Here is a 16,908-nt window from a genome sequence, read left to right as displayed (position 1 = left end):
ACCCGGTATTGACCGCCTCAGTTGAAGGCGAGCCAGCTGGGCAATGCGCGTTCCTTCGAATCGCACAGCACCTGGCGGGTGTCACAGTTGCCCTGCGGGGAACCGGCACCGCTCCACATGCCACCGGTGTCGCGGCGCAGCACGATCGCCGAGGATCCACCGCCGTCGAGCAGCACCGCATTGTCGGCGCCCAGACCGCGGAACAGATCCTGGATGTTGTCCGGGGTGTAGCTGCCACCCTCGAAGACGTAGAGCTGATCGCTGCTGCTGTTGTAGCCCAGCGCGGTTCGCGCCGCGCTCGGTCCGGGGTCGTTCATCTGACCCATCTCGCCCGGCGCCAGCAGGCCGAGCCCGGCCACCGCGACGAACCGGGTGCCCGCATCCATCAGCTTGCCGATCTCGGGGGAGGCGGCGTCGTAGTCCTGCGGCGACTTGGGCATGACCACATAGGGCCGCCCGCCGACCGGCAGAATCATCGTCGCCAGGGCGGCCCATCGCTCGTCGCCGCCGGAGAGACCCTGCTTACCCGCGTACGGAATGGTGCCGGTGACCGCGACGTTGGCCTTGCCCTGGCCGCGGGTGTTGTCGACGTAGGCGCCCAGCGGTGAGCTGCACCCGGTATCGCGCCAGGACCCGCCCTGCTGGGTGCGCACGTCGAAGAAGTTGGCGTTGATCGCGATGGTGGGCTGGCCGAGGGCCTGCCAGGCCTGCAGCGGGGTGTAGGTCTCCGAGGCCTGCCACAGGCCCTCGCTGGTGCGGGCGCGCGGGTCGCGTTCGCAGCGGGCCTGGTACCCCTGGTGGCTGTCGACCAGCAGGCGCGGACTGAGCCGGGTGGAGGCGTTCTTGATCGTCATCAGGTGGCCGCCGTTGTTCAGCGTGTACTCCCGCCCGTCGGCGGCCTGGAACGGCGCCGCGTACTCGCCGCCGAAGTTGTACACCAGGTAGGAGCCTTTGGTGTTGGCGATGGCCCCGAGTAACAGGGATTTGGCGTCCGCGGCCCGGGCCGGCGGGGCGGCGACGGTACCCAGTGCCGCGCACAACGCGGCCACGGCGAGGCCCGCCGTAAACCGCTGCAGCTTTGCTGAGGACCGCACCATCCACCCTTTCGACTGGCCACCCTGCTCCAACGATATTCACAGCAGTCACTCTGTCAACTTCCGTAACAAGCAGGTCACGGAGTTGCGTCAGGGCTGTTGCGCTCGGGCATCCAGATGTGGCGAATCCGCATGAGGTGGTCTCCCGGGGGGTAACCGGCTCGCGGTGGGCACGTCCTGCCATCCCAGAGACGAAGGAGCATGGAAATGATCGGGACAATCCTGAGCGCACTGGTCGTCGGCTTGATCGTGGGCGCGCTGGCGCGGCTGATCATGCCGGGCAAGCAGAGCATCGGCATCATCATGACCATCGTGCTCGGCGCGCTGGGCTCGTTCATCGGCAGCTGGCTGACCTACCAGTTCGGCTACAGCAACTCCAACGGCGGATGGCAGATCATCCCGTTCCTGGTCGGGATCATCGTCGCCATCGTCCTCATCGCGATCTACGTGGGCGTGACGGGTAAGCGGGGCACCCGTCCCGGAACCACCGCCCGCTGACGCCTACGGGGGCGGCGCCGCCAGGCGGTACACCGCTCCCGCGTCGTCATCGGTGATGTAGACGGCGCCGTCGGGGCCGACCACCGCGTCGACCGGCCGGCCCCAGCGGGTTCCGTCCTGCACCTGGAATCCGCCGACCAGCGTCTGCTGATCGCCGAGACCGTCCCCGGTCCAGGGATAGAACGAGACCTCCGGCGCCCGCGGGGGCCGCGCATTCCACGAACCGTGGATACCGACCAGCGCGCCCTGGGCGAACGGGGCCGGTAATTGGCCGTCGACGAAGTTCAGGCCCAGCGGCGCCGAGTGGGCGCCGAAGCTCTGCTCCACCGGCGGCAGGGCGGCGCAGTCCAACTGGCTGCCGTCGGCGTTGGTCTGCACGTCGCGGATGAACGACAGATCCGCGGGACCGGCTCCGGCCGGCCGGTCGATGTTGCAGTACGGCCAGCCCAATTCCCGGCCCGGCGTCAGCCGCGCGAGCTGTTCGGGGGGATGGTCGGCGACGTAGGCCGGGTCGAGCTCCCCGGTCGCCGGGTCGAGGACGTTGTCGCGTCCGTTCACCGCGGTCCACACCGAACCGTCCGGTGCGACGGCCAGTCCGGTGCCGTTGCGGACACCGGTGGCGAACGGCTCGGCGGGGCCGCCCCCGGGCGGCACCCGCATGATGGTGGCGCGGGGCGGGGTCGCCGTCCGGTCCTGCGCGGAGATGTTTCCCGTGGAACCGATCGAGAAGTACACCGCGCCGTCCGGCCCGACGACGACGCTCTTGAGGGCATGGGCGTAGGCGCCCCGCAGATCCGGGCTCTTGGCGTCGGGTAGGCCGGCGGCCACCGTGCGCCGGTTGACCGCCGCGCCGTCGACGTAGTCGTACGCGTCGATCTGGTCGCTCTCGGCGACATAGAGCGTGGAGCCGGCGAACGCCATGCCATGCGGCTGGTCGAGGCCCTCGAGCAGGGTCGACTGCCCGGGGACCTCGCCACCGGGCTGCAGCTTGACAATGCGGCCGGAGTCGGGAACCGAGACCAGCAGGGCGCCGTCGGGGGTCCAACGGGCCAACCGGGCTTCGGGCACCCGGGCCCACACCGCCAGCGACCAGCCCCGGGGAATGCGGACCTCACGGGCCTCGTCGAACGGCGCATCGGAGAGCTGCTGCGGTACGGCGACCGGCGCGGTGGCCAGCCCGCCCGCCGCGGGCGCGGCCGACGGCGTCGGCGCGGGCGCGGTGGCCATCGTGCTGGCCGTGGGTTCGCTCGACGGACTGGTCGAACATGCAGTGAGCAGCGCGACGCCCGCGACCGCGATGCTGAGCCGGTCAGGCCGCAGTGAGATTCGCATGCATCTCCCAGACCAGGATCTCGGCCGGCGTGACGGCGGTGATGCGCTGTCCACCCGAGGCGGTGAACCGCACGGCGTCGCCCTCACTGAGCGCACCCGCCCCCTCCAGGGTCACCTCACCCCGCGGCACGAACAGGTGCAGATACGGCGCCTGGGGCAGTTCGATGTCGTCACCGGGTTGCAGGCGAGCTCCATGCAGCGCCGCGTAGCGGTTGCGGATCGTGATGGCGGCCTCGCCGCTGTGTTCGGGCATCCCCGAGGCGATCGTCACCAGCTTGCCGCGCAGCAGTTCGTCGTCGATCTCGAGCTGCTGGTAGCCCGGCTCGATGCCGGACTCGTCGGGGGCTACCCACATCTGGACGAAATGCACGGGCTCGCGGTGGGACTGCTCGCCGGTCAGCGTCCAGGAGTCGTTCTTCTCCGAATGCAGAATGCCGCGACCAGCCGACATCCGCTGAGCCAGGCCGGGATAGATCACCCCGGAGTGGCCGGTCGAGTCCTGGTGTACCAGCGAGCCACGCAGTACCCAGGTGACGATTTCCATGTCCCGGTGGGGGTGGGTGTCAAAGCCGCGCCCGGGCGTCACGATGTCGTCGTTGTTGACCAGCAGCAACCCGTGGTGGGTGTTCGCCGGGTCGTAGTGCGCGCCGAACGAGAACGAGTGTTTCGAGTCCAGCCACGAGATCTTGGTCTTGGCCCGGTCCGCGGCACGTCGGAGGTCGACGGTTTCGGTTGCGGTCATGATGGTTCACCCCTCGAGGTCCTGCGCCAGCCTAGGTGGCCGGTACTGGACACGACAACATGGATGATGTGTCATGTATTCCGTGTGGCTGTCGCAGGAGGAGCAGGAGATCTGGCGGGCGTATCTGGCGATGGTGTCGGCCCTGGACACGGCGATGAACCGGCAGTTGCAGGCCGACTGTGGGCTCTCGCGCAGCGATTATGACGTCTTGGTGATCGTCGCCGAACAGGGCCCGCTGCGGATGAACGCGCTCGGCGAGGCGCTCGGCTGGGAACAGAGCCGACTGTCCCATCAACTGCGCCGGATGCGGGAGCGGGCCCTGGTGGTCCGGGCCGGCACCGCCGAGGACCGCCGGGGTGCGACCGTGTCGCTGACCGCCGCGGGGCGTGCCGCGCTGCGCAAGGCCGCACCCGGGCACGCGGCGCTGATCCGTGAACTCGTCTTCGCCCCGTTGTCACCCGCCCAGCGCGAGGCCTTCGGCGCGGTGGTGCGCGGTGTGCTGGAGCGGGCGCGTTCGGGTTAGGTCCTCACCAGTCCGATTCGTCGAAGCGGATCACCCCGCGGATGTTCCTGCCTTCGAGCATGTCCGTGTAACCGGTGTTGATGTCCTCGAGCCGGTAGGTGTTGGTCACCATCTCGTCGAGCTGGAGCAGCCCCGACTTGTAGAGCCCGACCAGCCTCGGCGTCTCCACATGGCTGCTACCGCCGCCGAAGATGTTGCCCTTCAACGTCTTCTGCATCATCGTGAACAGGAACAGGTTGAGCTTGACGTCGACGTCGAACATCGATCCCATCCCGGTGACCACGCAGGTGCCGGTCTTGGCGGTCAACGTCATGGCCTCTTCGATGTACTCGCCGCGCATCTCGCCGACGGCGATGATGGTCTTCTCGGCCATGAAGCCGTGGGTGAGTTCGAGAACCGGGTTGATCGCCTCGGCCATCGACGAGTACACATGCGTCGCACCGAATTTGATCGCCTGCTCGCGTTTGAACTCCACCGGGTCGATCGCCACGACATTGCGTGCACCCGAGATCACCGCACCCTGCAGTGCGGACAGGCCGATGCCGCCGACGCCGATGATCACCACGGTCTCACCGGGCTGGACCTCGGCGACGTTGGTGGCCGAACCGAAGCCGGTCGGCACCGCACATCCCATGATGGCCGCCGTCTCGAACGGGACGTCGGCGTCGATCTTGACGACGGAGTCCTTGTGCACGGTCATATAGGGGGCGAAAGTGCCGAGCAGGTTCATCGGGGACACCTCGTGCGAGCCGGCCGTGACGCGGCTGGTGCCGTCGGCGATGGCCTTGCCGCCGAGCAGCAGGGCGCCCCGGTCACACAGCGAGCGGTGTCCCTTCAGGCAGGGCTGGCACTGCCCACAGGCCGGGATGAACGCCAGGATGACGTGGTCGCCCTCGGCCAGTGAGGTGACGTTGCGGCCGACCTTGGTGATGACACCCGCGCCCTCGTGACCGCCCAGCGCCGGCAGGCCGATGGGGGTGGCGCCGGTGGTCAGGTGGTAGTCGGAATGGCACATGCCCGCGGCGTGCATGCGGATCTGCACCTCATCGTCGACCGGGTCGCCGATCTCGATCTCATCGACGCGGAACGGTGCGTTGAGCTCCCACAGCAGAGCGCCCTTTGTCTTCATGACCCGCGATACTAGAACACGTTCCAAATCACCGCGAATCAGCGCTCTGAACTGGCAATACACAACCTTCGAACCGTCTCCTGCATCGACTGTCCGACGTCGGCTCCGGGATCCGGCGGGTGCGGGGAGTGCCGTCGTAATACGCTGCCCGCGATGAGCAGCTCCTCGCCCCGGTGGCGCGCCGTGCGGGCGGTTGCCCTGTCCGTGCTCGCCGTGGCCCTGCTGATGGCCGGGAGCCTGGCACTGTACGACTCGAGCAGGCACTGGTTCGAAGACGGCATCGTGTACGGCGATTTCGACCAGCCCGACCGCATCGACCTGACCCTCTGGGTCAGTCGGGTGGACCCCGCCACCACGACGGCCACCGTGACCGTCACCGGCGTCCAGGCGTTCGGCAGGTACGCCGACGACAACGGCCAGCTGAACCGGGCCGTCAAGGTCGAGACGAACTCGTTCACCAACCCTTCGACGGCGCTGCCCAAGGGAGAGACCGCCCCGGTCTTCGAACAGCGCTTCGGATTGCTGGGCATCCCGACCGACTATCCCTTCGACAGCTACAGCGGTCTGATGGGCTTCAACGTCGTCACCGACGACGGCGATGCCCTGCCCACCACGGTCACCGTGTTCAACACCGACCCGTTCTTCCGGGCCGACCTGGACCGAGATCCGGACACCGACGTCGACGGCATCGACGTCGACCTGCTCCTCAAACGCAGCACCCCGACCGTGGTGTTCGCGGTGTTCGTCATGGTGCTGATGCTGGGTCTGGCCGCGGCCGCGGTCACCGCGGCGTTCTATGCACTGCGCTGGCGGCGCGGGCTCGTGCTGCCGGCCTGCTCGATGATGGCGGCGATCCTGTTCGCGCTGATCCCGCTGCGCAACGCCGTGCCCGGGGGCCCGCCGATCGGCTCACTCATCGACTTCGCGTCGTTCTTCATCGCCGAGGGCGTCATCTCGATCGCGCTGATCACCAGCGTCGTCCTCGGCTATCGGCACGACATCGCGTTCGAGCGCGCCGAAGCGGCCCGCAACGGGGTGACCATCGACGAGTACACCCTGGGCCGCAAGCCCTGAGGTCACACCGAATCGGGCAGGCCGAACGGCGCGAACGTGCTGGTGTGGAACGCCACCACATGCGCGATACCGTCCGCGGTCACGTCGAGCACATGGAGCTGCAGCGGCTCGTGCACGCCGGTGCCGGGATTGCGCAGATACAGCGCCGCCGCGGGTTGACCGTTGGCCGTGGTGCGGATCAAGCGCATATCGCCGGGCCCCTCGGCCGGGCAGTGCGTCTTGGACAACAGCACGATGTCCGCCGGGCCTCGGTACCAGCCGTCGAAGGGCGGCATCTCCCATACCGCGTCGGCGGTGAACAGTTCGACCAGCGTGTCCATGTCGTAGCTCTCGAACGCCTCGATGTAGCGGCCCAGTAGTTCCTGCGCCTCGGGTGACTCCGGCGGAGTCAGCACATCGTCCTGGCTCGGGCCGATGGCGTCGAGCTGCGCCTTGGCTCGCTGCAGCAGGCTGTTGACGGCCGCGGTCGACGTGCCGACGGCCTCGGCCACTTCGGCGGCACGCCACTGCAGCACCTCGCGCAGCACCAGCACCGCGCGCTGACGGGGCGGCAGGTGCTGCAACGCCGCGACGAAGGCCAGCCGCACCGATTCCCGCGACCCGACGATCACCGACGGATCGGCCGGGTCGTCGGTGGTGTCCGGCAGCGGTTGGAGCCACGGGATCTCGGCCCGCTCCTGGATGTCGTCGACCGGATCCGAGCTCGGCGCACCCAGGCCGGTGGGCAGCGGTCTGCGCGCGCGGCCCTCCAGCGCGGTCAGCGACGTGTTGGTGGCGATCCGGTAGAGCCAGGTACGCACCGACGACTTGCCCTGGAAACCCTTGTAGGACTTCCACGCCCGCAGATACGTCTCCTGCACCAGGTCCTCGGCGTCATGTAGCGACCCGGTCATGCGGTAGCAGTGCGCGAGCAGCTCGCGTCGGTATCGCTGGGCGTCGGCGAGAAACGCGTCTTCGGCGCTACCGTCACCCACATTCTCGGCCAGGACGGTCACGGTTCCCGAGCTTACGCAGCAGCCCGACACGGTGCATCCGGCAATCGGGGGCCACCCGATAGTCTCCCGGGATGGCCAGCACCCGCAGCGAGCGAAGCTTCGACGGCGTCGGCGGCGTCCGCATCGTCTACGACACCTGGACGCCGGACACCCCGCCGCGCGGCGTCGTCGTGCTCGCCCACGGCTATGCCGAGCACGCCCGCCGCTACGACCACGTCGCGCAGCGCTTCGGCGAGGCCGGCCTGCTGATGTATGCGCTCGATCACCGCGGCCACGGCCGCTCCGGCGGGAAGCGGGTGTATCTGCGCGACATCGGCGAATTCACCGCCGATTTCCACCGGCTGGTCACGATCGCCGGCGAGGAACATCCCGGACTGCCCAAGATCGTGGTCGGCCACTCGATGGGCGGCGGGATCGTCTTCGCCTACGGTGTCGAACACCCCGACGACTACACCGCGATGGTGCTGTCCGGCCCTGCGGTGTACGCCCAGTCCGGGGTCAAGCCGTGGCTGGTCACCGTGGCCAAGGTGCTGGGCCGGATCGCCCCGGGTGTGCCGGTCGAACAACTCGACGCCGACGCGGTGTCGCGCGATCCGGAGGTGGTGTCCGCCTACAAGGCCGACCCGATGGTGTACCAGGGCAAGCTGCCGGCCGGGATCGCGCGCGGGTTGTTCACGGTCGGCGAGTCGATGCCGAAGCGGGCCGCGGCGCTGACGGCTCCGCTGCTGGTGGTCCACGGTGAACAGGATTCCCTGATCCCGGTCGAGGGCAGCCACCGGTTGGTTGAATGCGTCGGCAGCTCCGACGTCCACCTCAAGGTGTACCCCGAGCTCTACCACGAGGTGTTCAACGAACCCGAACGCGCGCTGGTGCTCGACGATGTCACCTCCTGGATCGAGGTACGTCTGTGAAAAGGCTTGTGGCGTTGTTCTTCACGTGCCTACTGCTGGCCGGTTGCTCATCGCGGGATGCGGCGCCCGCATCGGCGGACTGGACCGAGGACGAGGTGACGTTCGCCGCCGACGGCCTGACCATTCACGGCACCTACCGCCACCGCCCGGACACCTCGGGTCCGGCGGCCCTGCTGATCTCGGAGAGTGGCAACACCGACCGCAACGGCGACAACGCCGTCGCCGGCCCGGTCGGCAACATGCGCCAACTCGCCGACCTGCTGTCCGGCCACGACGTGGCATCGCTGCGCTACGACAAGGTGGGTACCGGACGCACCGGGCTGGGCCCCTACGCGAAGAACCCCGCCGACGTCGGCAGCGCGGTGTACACCACGGGTGCGGCCGCGGCGCTGAGCTTCCTGACCGAACAGGCCGGTACCGATCGCAACCGGGTGTCGATCTACGCGGTGGGGGAGGGCACCATCCACGCGATGACGCTGGCCGCGCGCACCGGGCCCGACGCGGTGCGGGTGCATTCGCTGGCGCTGCTGCAGCCGTTGCCGGGCCGCTATCTGGACATCGTCACCGAACGGATTCGCCGCCAGGCCACCCCGGACGTCCTGACGCAGTGGCTGGCGGCCGTCGATGAGATCCGGACGCGGGGCACGGTGCCCCCGCAGCTGCCGCAGAATCTCGGCGCGATCGTCAACCCGGGCAACGTCAAGGCGGTCGTCGAAGCCGACCGGATCGACCCGCTGGCGTTGGCGGCCGCGTTGCCCGCGGGGATGCCCGTGCTGCTCACCTGTTCGAACTCCGACGGCCAGGCCCGCTGCGATGCGGTACGTCCGCTGATCGGCGCTCTGGCGCACACCGCGCTGACCGTCGTCGAGCTCGACGGGGTCAACCATGTGCTGCACGACGACCCGACCGACAACATCGGCCAGTACGCCAACGGCGACCCGCTTTCTCCCCAGGTCGTCTCGGCCGTCGATCGATTTGTCGGCGAATAGAAATAGCCTGGGCTTCATGAGATCAGCGAGAAGCGGAGCGGGTCGCGCATGAGATCAGCGAGAAGCGGAGCGGGTCGCGCATGAGATCAGCGAGAAGCGGAGCGGGTCGCGCATGAGATCAGCGAGAAGCGGAGCGGATCGCGCATGAGTGACGACAAAATGCTGGCGCGCATCGCCGCGCTGCTACGCCAGGCGGAGGGGACCGACAACCCGCACGAGGCCGAGGCGTTCATGGCGGCTGCGCAGCGGCTGGCCACCGCGACGTCCATCGACCTGGCCGTCGCCCGCTCGCACTCCGCGCAGCGCGACAAGGCGCAGGCGCCCGTACAGCGCACCATCACCATCGGGGAGGCCGGCACCCGCGGGCTGCGCACCTACGTACAGCTGCTCGTGGTGATCGCCGCCGCCAACGACGTGAAATGCGACGTCGCGTCCAACTCCACATTCGTCTATGCCTACGGATTTGCCGAGGACATCGACGCCAGCCACGCGCTCTATGCCAGCCTGGTGACGCAGATGGTCAAGGCCTCGGAGGCCTACATCGCCTCGGGCGCGCACCGTCCCACCCCGACCATCACGGCCCGGCTGAACTTCCAGTTGGCGTTCGGTGCCCGCATCGGGCAGCGGCTCAGCCAGGCTCGCGACGAGGAACGGGCGGCCGCCACCAAGGACAGTGTGGGCCGTCCGGGCACCGCGATCGCCCTGCGCGACAAGGACCTCGAGCTCAAGGACTTCTACCGGCAGGCGTCGCAGGCCCGCGGCACCTGGCGCGCCACCAGCGCGACCGCCGGATATTCGTCGGCGGCGCGCCGCGCGGGCGACCGGGCCGGCCGACGGGCACGGCTGGGGCCGGGGCCGGAACTGGCCGGCGCGCGGCACGCTCTGGAGAAGTGACACCCCGCGACCGCCAGCGTTCGAAGGTCTACGGCGCCGAACAGTTCGTCCGCACGCTGTTCGACCGGGCCGCCGAGCACGGCAACCAGGTCGTCGAATTCTTCGGCGCCCAGCTGACCCTGCCGCCGGAGGCCCGATTCGCGTCGGTGTCCTCGGTGCAGCGCTACGTCGACGAGGTGCTCGCCCACCCCGCGGTGCGGCAGCGCTGGCCCGCCGCCCTCCCGTTGGCCGTGCGCGCCCGCCGCGGCGCGGCCGCGGCCCACTACGAGTGGACCGGCGACGGAGAGGCGGTCATCGCGGTCCCGGACCGGTACGCCACCTGGGCGCTGCGGGAGCTGGTGGTCCTGCACGAGGTGGCCCACCACCTGTGCCGGGCCGAACCCGCCCACGGCCCCGAGTTCGCGACGACGATGTGCGAGCTGGCCGACGCCGTGATGGCGCCCGAGGTGGGCCACGTCCTGCGGGTGGTGTACGTGAAGGAGGGGGTTCGGCTGGGCTAGCGTGGGCCGGTGAGCACGCCGGATCCCCAGTCGGTCGACGAGCTGTTCGACCATCTCCTGCACACCGAAGACGAGGCGCTGGCCGCGGCGCGGGTATCGACCACGGCCGAGGGGATGCCGCCGATCGAGGTGTCGGCGCAGCACGGACGCTTGCTCGCTCTGCTGGTGGCGATGTCCGGCTCGCGCCGCATCCTCGAGATCGGCACCCTGGCCGGGTACAGCACCATCAACCTGGCTCGCGGGTCCGGCGCCGACGGCCGGGTCGTCACGTGCGAGTTCGAGCCGCGGCATGCCGCGGTGGCGCGGGCGAATCTCGCGCGCGCCGGCGTGGGCGAACGGGTGGAGGTACTGGTCGGGGCGGCGCTGGACACACTGCCCACGCTGACCGACCGGGCGCCGTTCGACTTCGTGTTCATCGACGCCGATAAGGAGAACAACGTCGCCTACGTCGAATGGGCCATCCGGCTGGGACGCCCGGGCACCGTCGTGGTGGTCGACAACATCACCCGCATGGGGCGGGTCCTGGCACCGGCATCCGACGATCTGCAGGCGCGCGCCGTGCGCGACATGCTCGCGATGATGGGGGAGCACCCACGGCTGAGCGCGGCGGCGATCCAGACTGTCGGCGCCAAGGGTTGGGACGGTTTCGCGGTCGCCGTCGTCACCGAGGACACGGTTTAACCTCCGGACCCGTCGGGCATCGAACCGTCATGGGTGTGCAGGTGAATGGCGGCATGGTGACGGTCAGCCGCATGGTGCGCGCCGCACCGTCGGCGGTGTGGTCGGTGTTGACCGACCTCGACGCGTGGCCGAAGTGGGGTCCCACGGTGGCCGGCGCCGAACTCGACGGCGGTGGTGCACTCGCCCTCGGCGCGCGCGGCAGGGTCTTCACTCCGGTCGGTGTGCCGCTGCCGTTCACCGTCAGCGAATTCGAACCCGGCCGGCGCTGGGCGTGGCGGGTGGCCGGGATTCCGGCCACCGCCCACGGCGTCGATCCGGTCGGCGACGGCACACGCGTGTGGATGTCCGCGCCACTGCCCGCCGCGCCGTATGTGCCGGTGCTGGCGATCGCGCTGCGGCGAATCGACCGGATGACCAGCGGCTGACACGTGGGTCGCTCCACTTACCGCAGCGCGGCATCCAGCAGCGTCTCGGCTGCCGCCCGGGCGTAGGCGCCGCGGTCCGGATCGTCGAAAACCATGGCCCGTCCGGCAACGCCGTCGGCCAGGATGGCCAGTTGCTCGGCGAGTCCGTCGGGATCCTTGGCGCCCAGCTCTGCAAGAAGCTCGGCGATCCGAGAGGTGAACTGCCGCTTGCGCTCTCGCGTATAGGCGTGGGGCGGGCTCAGGGGATCGGGGAACTCCGTGGCGGCCGCGGTGAATGGGCATCCGCGCACTGGCCCGTCGAATCGATGCACTCGGAACAGCGCCATGACCCGGTCGCGGACCGGCAGGTCTCCCCGTTCGAGCATGCCCTCCATCGTCAGTCCCGCGTCGGAGAGGTGCCGCAGGTAAGCGACGACCAGATCCTCTTTCGCCGGAAAATGTAGGTAGAGCGTGCGTTTGGACACCGGCGCCGCTGCGGCGATCTGCTCCATGGTGGTCGCGGTGATGCCCCGGGCCTCGAACAAGGTGGTGGCGGCGGCGAGGATGCGCTCCCGGCCGCCGCGGCTGCGGGCTGAGTCCATCACCCAAGTATACGATTGCGTTTACATCGAGGTCAGTCCCCGCTATCCTCGGCAAAGTAAACGTATCCGTGTACTTGAAGGAGTTGAGAAATGACCACGGCGCTGAGCGAGTCGATCGACCGGGTGATCAGGGGTCGTCGCGCAACCCGCGCGTTCCTCCCCGACGAAGTGCCGGAAGACACGATTCGCGCGGTCTTCGCGCTGGCCAACCATGCGCCGTCGAACTCGAACACCCAGCCCTGGCAGGTCGAAGTGGTCAGCGGTGCAGCGCGCGATCGCCTCGCCGACGCCCTCGTCGCCGCCCACGCCGCCGGTCACCAATCGGTCGACTTCCCGTACCGGGAAGGTCTGTTCCGGGGTGAACTGGCCACCCGGCGGGCCCAATTCGGGGTGCACCTCTACGGCGCACTGGGTATCGCCCGCGACGACACCGATCTGCTCGACGGATACAACACCAAGAGCCTGCGGTTCTATGGTGCGCCGCACGTCGCGATGCTGTTCGCGCCCGTCGAGACCGAGGCGCGCATCGCCGCGGACATCGGTATCTACGCCCAGACGTTGCTGCTGGCGATGACATCCCACGGCATCGCGTCGTGCCCCCAGGCCCTGCTCACCTTCTACGCCGACACCGTGCGCTCCGAACTCGGGGTGGAGGGGCGGAAACTGTTGTTGGGCATATCCTTCGGCTACGCCGACGAATCGGCGCGCGTCAACACCGTGCGGGTGCCCAGGGCCGAGCTCTCGGAGACGACCCGGTTTCGCCGCTGAGGCGCTTCAGCTCCAGTTCGTGAGACCCCACGGCCCCATCACCGGCGCCACCAGCGAGGCGTGCACGATGCGGCCGAAAGGATCGTCGCTGTGCGCGTAGAGGATCCCCACCGCGGCGACGGTGCCGTCGGGCTGCCGCGCGTAGACCGGCGCACCCGAATCCCCGAGGTCGTCCCAGGCGCGAAACGACACCTCGGTGTCGGTGACAGCGGTGACCGGGCCGCAGGACAGCCCGGTGCGCGCCCCCGATTTGCACAGCTGCGGTTGTTCGCGTCGGACGTCCTCGGCCGTCATCACCCGCGACACCCGCATCGCGTCGACGTCGCTCACGACGGGCACCGAACTGTCGGCGAGGTCGACCAGACCGAGATCGTGCACGCCCGGCAGCACCTCGGAGCGCACATAGCGCCCGATCACGCGGTCACCCATCGGTGTGCGCTGCAGCACCGTGTCATTGACCGGGTCGCGGCGGCAGTGCCCCGCGGTGAGCATTCCCGGCCCGCCGCCCGGAGTGCGGACGAGGAAACCGGACGTGCACTGGAACGGCTGGCCATTGCCGGCGAGGATCGTGCTCACCAGGTAGGCACCCGGGCTGGCCACCGGATACTCGCCGAAGGCGTGCGCCGCCGGCGCCTGGCTGGTGAGCAGGGCGGCGAGCACCGCCACGGCGGCCGTGAACCTCTTCCGCATCACAGTTCCCCCATGCCGGAGACTGTACGTGTCGAGCGCGCTTCAACGCAGCCGATTCTTGTCGGACCCGTGTGCTGTGCTGGTGATATGTCCTCGGCGGCAGTGTCTTTGGTTGATCGGATGCGTCCGAAAGATCGGTTGGAGGTGTTGTTCGGGGAGTTGGCGCAGTTGTGTGGTCAGCGCAATGCCATCGATGGGCGGATCGTGGAGATCGCCGCGGAGATCGAGGGTGGCGGGTTGGCGGGGATGACCGGGGCGCGGTCGGTGGCGGCGTTGATGGCGTGGAAGACCGGGGTGTCGCCGCGTAATGCGGAAACGGTGGTGGCGGTCGCGCGGCGGGCGGAGCAGTTTCCGCGCTGTGTGGCGGGTCTGCGGGAGGGCCGGTTGTCGTTGGATCAGGTGGGGGTGATCGCCGAGAACGCCGCCGAAGGATCCGATGACCACTACATTCAGCTCGCCGAACACGCCACCGTCACCCAGCTGCGCACCGCGGTGAAACTCGAACCCCGACCCGAACCCCCACCGACACCCGCGCCCCAAGCGTCGATCACCACACACGACGACGGCGACTACACCACCTGGAAGATCCGGCTCGACAGGCTGGGGGCTGCGGCGTTCGAGGCGGCGCTGCAGTCCCACCGCGACGCGCTGATCGCCGACCACGATCCCGAGCAGGCGCGCCCGTTCCCGACCACGCTGGATGCGTTCACCGCCCTGGTGGAGGCCGGCTGGGACGCCGAGGCGGTGCGCCGCCCGCACGGCCACCGCACCACGGTGGTCATGCACCTCGACGTCGAGCAGCGCGTCGGGGCCCTGCATCTCGGGCCGCTGCTGAGTGAGGCTGAGCGCCGGTTCCTGTTGTGCGACGCCACCTTTGAGGCGTGGTTTCACCGTGACGGGAAGGTGATCGGGGCTGGGCTGTCCACCCGTCAGATCAGCCGCCGGTTACGCCGGGCGCTGGAGCATCGCGACCGGTGTTGCGTGATGCCCGGCTGCGGGGCCACCCGGGGTCTGCATGCCCATCATCTGCGGCACTGGGAAGACGGCGGCCCCACCGAACTGGACAATCTGGTGCTGCTGTGCCCGTATCACCACCGGCTGCGCCACGCCGGGGGCATCACCCTCACCGGTCCCGCCGACCGCCTGAGAGTCACCGATGACCAGGGCCGGCCGCTACCGGGTGGATCGTTGGCTCGGCCACCCACCAACGCCCCACCCGCGGTCGCCCCGTACCGGGGTCCGACCGGCGAACGCGCCGACTGGTGGTGGTACCAGCCCTTCCAGCCGAGACCACCACCGGTCACGAACCAGCTGACCTAGCTGCAGACGGCTCCGACAGCCGCCGAGCCGACCAGCTTCGTGTACTTCGCCAGCACGCCGCTGGTGTATCGCGGCGGCAGCGGCTCGAAACCGGCCTTGCGGGAATCGAACTCGTCCTTGTCGACCAGCACGTCGAGCGTTCCGTTCGCGACGTCGAGGCGGATCCGGTCACCGTCGCGGATGAACGCGATCGGCCCGCCGTCGACCGCCTCGGGGGCGATGTGGCCGACGCACAGACCCGTCGTCCCACCGGAAAACCGCCCGTCGGTCATCAGCAGGACGTCCTTGCCGAGACCGGCGCCCTTGATGGCGCCGGTGATCGCCAGCATCTCGCGCATACCCGGTCCGCCCTTGGGGCCCTCATAGCGGATGACCACGACGTCGCCGTGGGTGATGGTGCCGTCCTCCAGGGCGTCCAGTGCCGCCCGCTCCCGCTCGAAAACCCTTGCGGTGCCCTCGAAGACATCGGAGTCGAAACCGGCCGACTTCACCACGGCCCCCTCGGGGGCCAGCGACCCGTGCAGGATCGTGATCCCGCCGGTCGGGTGGATCGGATTGTTCATCGCGCGCAGCACCTTGCCGTCCGGATCCGGCGGCTCGATGTGGGCGAGGTTCTCGGCCATCGTCTGCCCGGTCACCGTCAAGCAGTCCCCGTGCAGCAGGCCGGCGTCCAGTAGAGCCTTCATCACCACCGGCACGCCGCCGATCTCGTCGACGTGCTTCATCACGTGCCGGCCGAACGGCTTCACGTCGGCCAGATGCGGCACCCGGTTTCCGATGCGGGTGAAGTCCTCGAGGCCGAGTTTGACGTTGGCCTCCCAGGCGATGGCCAGCAGATGCAGCACCGCATTGGTGGATCCGCCGAACGCCATCACCACGGCGATCGCGTTCTCGAACGCCTCTCTGGTGAGGATGTCGCGGGCGGTGATCCCGCGGCGCAGCATCTCGACCACGGCCTCCCCCGACCGGCGGGCGTACTCCTCGCGCCGCTTGTCGACCGCCAGCGGGGATGCGCTGCCGGGCAGCGACATTCCCAGCGCCTCGGCGGCCGAGGCCATGGTGTTGGCGGTGTACATGCCGCCGCACGCGCCTTCACCCGGGCAGATGGCACGCTCGATGATGTCAACGTCCTCGCGCGACATCAGGCCGCGGGCACACGCACCGACCGCCTCGAAGGCGTCGATGATCGTGACCTCCTTCTCGCTGCCATCGGTGAGCTTGGCGACCCCGGGCATGATCGAACCGTTGTAGAAGAAGACGCTGGCCAGGTTCAGCCGGGCGGCGGCCATCAACATGCCGGGGATCGACTTGTCGCAGCCGGCGAGCAGCACGGTGCCGTCGAGGCGCTCGGCCTGCACGACGGTCTCGACGCTGTCGGCGATCACCTCCCGCGAGACGAGCGAGAAGTGCATGCCCTCGTGACCCATCGAGATGCCGTCGGACACCGAGATGGTGCCGAACTCCAGCGGGAAGCCGCCGGCGGAGTGCACCCCACCCTTGACGGCCTGCGCCAGTCGCTGCAGCGACATGTTGCACGGGGTGATCTCGTTCCACGACGAACCGACCCCGATCTGCGGTTTGACCCAGTCGTCGTCACCCATGCCGACCGCGCGGAGCATGCCCCGCGCCGCGGTCTTCTCCAGGCCGTCGGTGACGTCGCGGCTCCGGGGCTTGATATCAGGGCTCTCTGAGGGCATCACTGGATTATGCTCCTGCCATTTCGCCCGGCCAAACCGTTATCAATACCCCGAGGGGGTATTCG

At 69.0% G+C, this 16,908-nt stretch carries 19 protein-coding genes; 11 read left to right on the top strand and 8 right to left on the bottom strand.

Annotated elements, in window-relative coordinates; genetic code table 11:
* Positions 1-17 precede the first annotated feature (17 nt).
* On the bottom strand, positions 18-1,097 hold the full coding sequence (locus ACN27E_RS16615; RefSeq protein WP_422743083.1) for a phosphodiester glycosidase family protein: 1,080 nt from the start codon (positions 1,095-1,097) through the stop codon (positions 18-20).
* 204 nt (positions 1,098-1,301) lie between these two features.
* Here ACN27E_RS16615 and ACN27E_RS16610 point away from each other — a divergent pair, with 204 nt between their 5' ends.
* Positions 1,302-1,592, top strand: coding sequence for a GlsB/YeaQ/YmgE family stress response membrane protein (locus ACN27E_RS16610; RefSeq protein WP_422743081.1), 291 nt, complete (start codon positions 1,302-1,304; stop codon positions 1,590-1,592).
* Positions 1,593-1,595: 3 nt separating this feature from the next.
* Here ACN27E_RS16610 and ACN27E_RS16605 read toward each other — a convergent pair whose 3' ends face one another.
* On the bottom strand, positions 1,596-2,924 hold the full coding sequence (locus ACN27E_RS16605; RefSeq protein WP_422743080.1) for a PQQ-dependent sugar dehydrogenase: 1,329 nt from the start codon (positions 2,922-2,924) through the stop codon (positions 1,596-1,598).
* On the bottom strand, positions 2,902-3,666 hold the full coding sequence (locus ACN27E_RS16600; RefSeq protein WP_422743079.1) for a pirin family protein: 765 nt from the start codon (positions 3,664-3,666) through the stop codon (positions 2,902-2,904). The genes ACN27E_RS16605 and ACN27E_RS16600 overlap by 23 nt, the downstream gene beginning before the upstream one ends.
* Before the next feature lie 73 nt (positions 3,667-3,739).
* Between ACN27E_RS16600 and ACN27E_RS16595 the strand changes: the two genes are divergently transcribed.
* Positions 3,740-4,189 (top strand): MarR family winged helix-turn-helix transcriptional regulator, encoded by a 450-nt coding sequence (locus ACN27E_RS16595; RefSeq protein WP_422743078.1) that lies wholly within the window; start codon positions 3,740-3,742, stop codon positions 4,187-4,189.
* Positions 4,190-4,193: 4 nt separating this feature from the next.
* On the opposite strand, the gene ACN27E_RS16590 is transcribed toward ACN27E_RS16595, so the two are convergent.
* Positions 4,194-5,318 (bottom strand): NDMA-dependent alcohol dehydrogenase, encoded by a 1,125-nt coding sequence (locus ACN27E_RS16590; RefSeq protein WP_422743077.1) that lies wholly within the window; start codon positions 5,316-5,318, stop codon positions 4,194-4,196.
* A 153-nt stretch (positions 5,319-5,471) separates the two neighbouring features.
* Here ACN27E_RS16590 and ACN27E_RS16585 point away from each other — a divergent pair, with 153 nt between their 5' ends.
* The gene (locus tag ACN27E_RS16585; RefSeq protein ID WP_422743075.1) at positions 5,472-6,392 is read left to right on the top strand and encodes a DUF4436 family protein; all 921 of its coding nucleotides are present in this window, start codon (positions 5,472-5,474) and stop codon (positions 6,390-6,392) included.
* A 2-nt stretch (positions 6,393-6,394) separates the two neighbouring features.
* On the opposite strand, the gene ACN27E_RS16580 is transcribed toward ACN27E_RS16585, so the two are convergent.
* The gene (locus ACN27E_RS16580) at positions 6,395-7,387 is read right to left on the bottom strand and encodes a sigma-70 family RNA polymerase sigma factor (RefSeq protein ID WP_422743074.1); all 993 of its coding nucleotides are present in this window, start codon (positions 7,385-7,387) and stop codon (positions 6,395-6,397) included.
* Positions 7,388-7,458: 71 nt separating this feature from the next.
* Here ACN27E_RS16580 and ACN27E_RS16575 point away from each other — a divergent pair, with 71 nt between their 5' ends.
* The 6 genes from ACN27E_RS16575 (at position 7,459) to ACN27E_RS16550 (ending at position 11,787) form a co-directional block, all read left to right on the top strand.
* Positions 7,459-8,298 (top strand): lysophospholipase, encoded by an 840-nt coding sequence (locus ACN27E_RS16575; protein ID WP_422743072.1) that lies wholly within the window; start codon positions 7,459-7,461, stop codon positions 8,296-8,298.
* A complete protein-coding gene (locus tag ACN27E_RS16570) occupies positions 8,295-9,287 on the top strand; it encodes a hypothetical protein (RefSeq protein WP_422743070.1) in 993 nt (330 codons plus the stop codon). The genes ACN27E_RS16575 and ACN27E_RS16570 overlap by 4 nt, the downstream gene beginning before the upstream one ends.
* Before the next feature lie 144 nt (positions 9,288-9,431).
* Positions 9,432-10,181 carry a DUF2786 domain-containing protein gene (locus tag ACN27E_RS16565; protein WP_422743068.1) on the top strand — a complete coding sequence of 250 codons (750 nt, stop codon included), beginning with the start codon at positions 9,432-9,434 and terminating at the stop codon, positions 10,179-10,181.
* Positions 10,178-10,681: a TIGR04338 family metallohydrolase gene (locus ACN27E_RS16560; RefSeq protein WP_422743067.1), complete on the top strand. Its 504-nt coding sequence runs from the start codon at positions 10,178-10,180 to the stop codon at positions 10,679-10,681. The genes ACN27E_RS16565 and ACN27E_RS16560 overlap by 4 nt, the downstream gene beginning before the upstream one ends.
* A gap of 9 nt (positions 10,682-10,690) precedes the next feature.
* Positions 10,691-11,362 (top strand): O-methyltransferase, encoded by a 672-nt coding sequence (locus tag ACN27E_RS16555; RefSeq protein WP_422743065.1) that lies wholly within the window; start codon positions 10,691-10,693, stop codon positions 11,360-11,362.
* 29 nt (positions 11,363-11,391) lie between these two features.
* A complete protein-coding gene (locus tag ACN27E_RS16550) occupies positions 11,392-11,787 on the top strand; it encodes an SRPBCC family protein (protein ID WP_422743064.1) in 396 nt (131 codons plus the stop codon).
* 17 nt (positions 11,788-11,804) lie between these two features.
* Here the strand turns inward: ACN27E_RS16550 and ACN27E_RS16545 are convergent, their stop codons facing one another.
* Positions 11,805-12,368 carry a TetR/AcrR family transcriptional regulator gene (locus tag ACN27E_RS16545; RefSeq protein ID WP_422743062.1) on the bottom strand — a complete coding sequence of 188 codons (564 nt, stop codon included), beginning with the start codon at positions 12,366-12,368 and terminating at the stop codon, positions 11,805-11,807.
* Positions 12,369-12,458: 90 nt separating this feature from the next.
* On the opposite strand from ACN27E_RS16545, the gene ACN27E_RS16540 reads away from it, so the two are divergent.
* Positions 12,459-13,136, top strand: coding sequence for a nitroreductase (locus tag ACN27E_RS16540; protein ID WP_422743060.1), 678 nt, complete (start codon positions 12,459-12,461; stop codon positions 13,134-13,136).
* A gap of 6 nt (positions 13,137-13,142) precedes the next feature.
* On the opposite strand, the gene ACN27E_RS16535 is transcribed toward ACN27E_RS16540, so the two are convergent.
* The gene (locus tag ACN27E_RS16535) at positions 13,143-13,826 is read right to left on the bottom strand and encodes a hypothetical protein (protein ID WP_422743059.1); all 684 of its coding nucleotides are present in this window, start codon (positions 13,824-13,826) and stop codon (positions 13,143-13,145) included.
* An 87-nt stretch (positions 13,827-13,913) separates the two neighbouring features.
* On the opposite strand from ACN27E_RS16535, the gene ACN27E_RS16530 reads away from it, so the two are divergent.
* Positions 13,914-15,146, top strand: a complete 1,233-nt coding sequence (locus ACN27E_RS16530) for a DUF222 domain-containing protein (RefSeq protein ID WP_422743058.1) — start codon at positions 13,914-13,916, stop codon at positions 15,144-15,146.
* On the opposite strand, the gene ilvD is transcribed toward ACN27E_RS16530, so the two are convergent.
* Positions 15,143-16,843 (bottom strand): dihydroxy-acid dehydratase, encoded by a 1,701-nt coding sequence (gene ilvD, locus ACN27E_RS16525; protein WP_422743056.1) that lies wholly within the window; start codon positions 16,841-16,843, stop codon positions 15,143-15,145. The genes ACN27E_RS16530 and ilvD overlap by 4 nt on opposite strands.
* Between the last annotated feature and the right edge of the window lie 65 nt (positions 16,844-16,908).

Origin of the sequence: Mycobacterium sp. WMMD1722, from assembly GCF_049315205.1 — a bacterium.
Classification (GTDB): domain Bacteria; phylum Actinomycetota; class Actinomycetes; order Mycobacteriales; family Mycobacteriaceae; genus Mycobacterium.
The sequence above is the reverse complement of the archived record's forward strand: the minus strand, read 5'-3'. Positions and strand labels throughout refer to the sequence as shown.

Bases quoted from the DNA above. Each gene is read 5' to 3' on its own strand.
- ACN27E_RS16615 (WP_422743083.1), bottom strand. From the start codon at position 1,097: ATGGTGCGGTCCTCAGCAAAGCTGCAGCGGTTTACGGCGGGCCTCGCC.
- ACN27E_RS16610 (WP_422743081.1), top strand. From the start codon at position 1,302: ATGATCGGGACAATCCTGAGCGCACTGGTCGTCGGCTTGATCGTGGGC.
- ACN27E_RS16605 (WP_422743080.1), bottom strand. From the start codon at position 2,924: ATGCGAATCTCACTGCGGCCTGACCGGCTCAGCATCGCGGTCGCGGGC.
- ACN27E_RS16600 (WP_422743079.1), bottom strand. From the start codon at position 3,666: ATGACCGCAACCGAAACCGTCGACCTCCGACGTGCCGCGGACCGGGCC.
- ACN27E_RS16595 (WP_422743078.1), top strand. From the start codon at position 3,740: ATGTATTCCGTGTGGCTGTCGCAGGAGGAGCAGGAGATCTGGCGGGCG.
- ACN27E_RS16590 (WP_422743077.1), bottom strand. From the start codon at position 5,318: ATGAAGACAAAGGGCGCTCTGCTGTGGGAGCTCAACGCACCGTTCCGC.
- ACN27E_RS16585 (WP_422743075.1), top strand. From the start codon at position 5,472: ATGAGCAGCTCCTCGCCCCGGTGGCGCGCCGTGCGGGCGGTTGCCCTG.
- ACN27E_RS16575 (WP_422743072.1), top strand. From the start codon at position 7,459: ATGGCCAGCACCCGCAGCGAGCGAAGCTTCGACGGCGTCGGCGGCGTC.
- ACN27E_RS16565 (WP_422743068.1), top strand. From the start codon at position 9,432: ATGAGTGACGACAAAATGCTGGCGCGCATCGCCGCGCTGCTACGCCAG.
- ACN27E_RS16550 (WP_422743064.1), top strand. From the start codon at position 11,392: ATGGGTGTGCAGGTGAATGGCGGCATGGTGACGGTCAGCCGCATGGTG.
- ACN27E_RS16545 (WP_422743062.1), bottom strand. From the start codon at position 12,368: ATGGACTCAGCCCGCAGCCGCGGCGGCCGGGAGCGCATCCTCGCCGCC.
- ACN27E_RS16540 (WP_422743060.1), top strand. From the start codon at position 12,459: ATGACCACGGCGCTGAGCGAGTCGATCGACCGGGTGATCAGGGGTCGT.
- ACN27E_RS16535 (WP_422743059.1), bottom strand. From the start codon at position 13,826: ATGCGGAAGAGGTTCACGGCCGCCGTGGCGGTGCTCGCCGCCCTGCTC.
- ACN27E_RS16530 (WP_422743058.1), top strand. From the start codon at position 13,914: ATGTCCTCGGCGGCAGTGTCTTTGGTTGATCGGATGCGTCCGAAAGAT.
- ilvD (WP_422743056.1), bottom strand. From the start codon at position 16,843: ATGCCCTCAGAGAGCCCTGATATCAAGCCCCGGAGCCGCGACGTCACC.